Source organism: Terriglobus sp. YAF25, from assembly GCF_052113305.1.
Taxonomy (GTDB): Bacteria; Acidobacteriota; Terriglobia; order Terriglobales; family Acidobacteriaceae; genus Terriglobus.
In genome coordinates this window covers 1-1,757 of the sequence record NZ_JBFRCY010000848.1, presented here as the reverse complement: position 1 = coordinate 1,757, position 1,757 = coordinate 1, and the positions used below count along the sequence as shown (strand labels likewise).

1 protein-coding gene and 1 pseudogene are annotated in these 1,757 nt (G+C 60.7%); one reads left to right on the top strand and one right to left on the bottom strand.

Annotated elements, in window-relative coordinates:
• Positions 1-581, top strand: a pseudogene (locus AB4043_RS24465) (replication restart helicase PriA); the annotation flags it as partial.
• Between the two features lie 97 nt (positions 582-678).
• Here AB4043_RS24465 and AB4043_RS24460 read toward each other — a convergent pair.
• Positions 679-1,677 carry a site-2 protease family protein gene (locus AB4043_RS24460; RefSeq protein WP_442302004.1) on the bottom strand — a complete coding sequence of 333 codons (999 nt, stop codon included), beginning with the start codon at positions 1,675-1,677 and terminating at the stop codon, positions 679-681.
• Between the last annotated feature and the right edge of the window lie 80 nt (positions 1,678-1,757).

The window sequence follows — 1,757 nt, the reverse complement described above, 5'->3', positions numbered from 1 at the left end:
GTACGCAGATGATCGCCAAGGGCCACGACATCCACGGTGTCACGCTGGTCGGCGTCGTCGGCGCGGACTTTGCTTTGGGTCTCCCTGATTTCCGCGCCGCCGAGCGTGTCTTTCAACTGCTCACCCAGGTCAGCGGACGCGCCGGACGCGGCGACAAACCCGGACGAGTCGTGGTGCAGAGCTATCATCCCGAGCACTACGCCATGAAGTTCGCGCAGCAGCATGACTTCCACGCCTTCGTGCAGAAAGAGCTGCAGTACCGGCGGTGGATGCACTATCCACCATTTACGGCGCTCGCAAACCTGGTCATCCAGTCAGACCATCTGGAGCAGGCGGCGGGATGGGCAGCAACGCTCGGACGCTTCCTGGAAAAGATGTCTCTACCGAAGGTGCGCATCATCGGCCCGGCAATCGCTCCGCTCTCGCGGATCAAACGGATCTATCGCTTCCACTTTGTGCTGAAGTCGGAGAGCCGTGCCGCGCTGTCTGAGGCGCTGCGCGCCATGCTCGCGCACGCTGCCGAACAACAGATCCCACGTGCGGCGCTGATCGCCGATGTCGATGCGGTTCATCTGATGTAACTCGGAGTTCTGGCTGACAATCCGATTTCTCCCATACACCGGGTGCCCCACCCTCGCAACGCTAGGGTGGGCGAAGAGTCAGCGCAACACGTCAGCCCTAACGTCCCCAGGTAATGCGCGAGAACTCAGCCACCAGGCTTGCGTCGGCGAAGGGCTGCAGCGAGAAACACAGCAGGAAGATCACACCGCAGACAGCAATCACGCCAACCTGCCACGGCTGCATCTCATCGTCGAGAGGAACATTCGGATGTTTCATTGCGGGCAGCATCAACAGCATCGCCCACAGCAGCCAGCCGATCCAGTAAACAGTTCCCAGCAGCATCAGCACGCCAATGGTGATCTGCGTGCCGATGTGGTGTGCTTTGGGAGAGATGGAGTAAAGGATATGGCCGCCATCAAGCTGTCCGGCTGGGATGAGGTTGACGGCCGTGATCAGCACACCAACCCAGCTTGCCACCACCATCGGGTGCGGAACGATGTTATAGATATCCGGCAGCGAGTGATTCGTCCCCTGCACCAGCAGATGAAAGATCTGCAGCAGCAGCGGCGGATTGAAGCGAACGATCGAAGAAGCCAGGGGCTCCGGCCTGGAGTTCGCCAGGCCCACCCATGTGGTGAAGATTGCAACCAGGAAACCCGCAATCGGGCCCGAAGCTCCGATCAACAGCAGTGCCTTGCGGGAGCGGATGCGCGAACGCAAGCGGATCACGGCGCCCACCGTGCCGCTGAGTGTCGGCGCAGGCAACAGGTACGGCAGCGAGGCGCGCACGCCCACATAACGGCAGGCAGCATAGTGCGCGAACTCATGCGCCAGAAGGATGGCCAGAAGCGTCAGGGAGAACGGCAGCCCCATCGGCAGAAGATTCAGATGGCCTGCGATCCACAGGTGCGGAAGGATGTCTTCGCTGCTCGCCAGCGGAGGCTTGCCCTGGTTGAAGTTGACCATGTAGCGCATGCCGAGCGCCGTGGTCGTGAACAGGGTCAGGAGGAACAGCAACAGATGCACCCAGATGGGCGAAGATAGCGGGCGGCGCGCACTTACCTGTGGTGCTTCAACAACGGGTTCGGCAAAGGTATCCAGTAGGCCGGCACTCATAGGACCACGAGCTTCCTACGGCTCAGTGGGCAGTGAGGCCTTGAATATCCAAATTCAGCCAATGACCTGAAGGTCCTTGC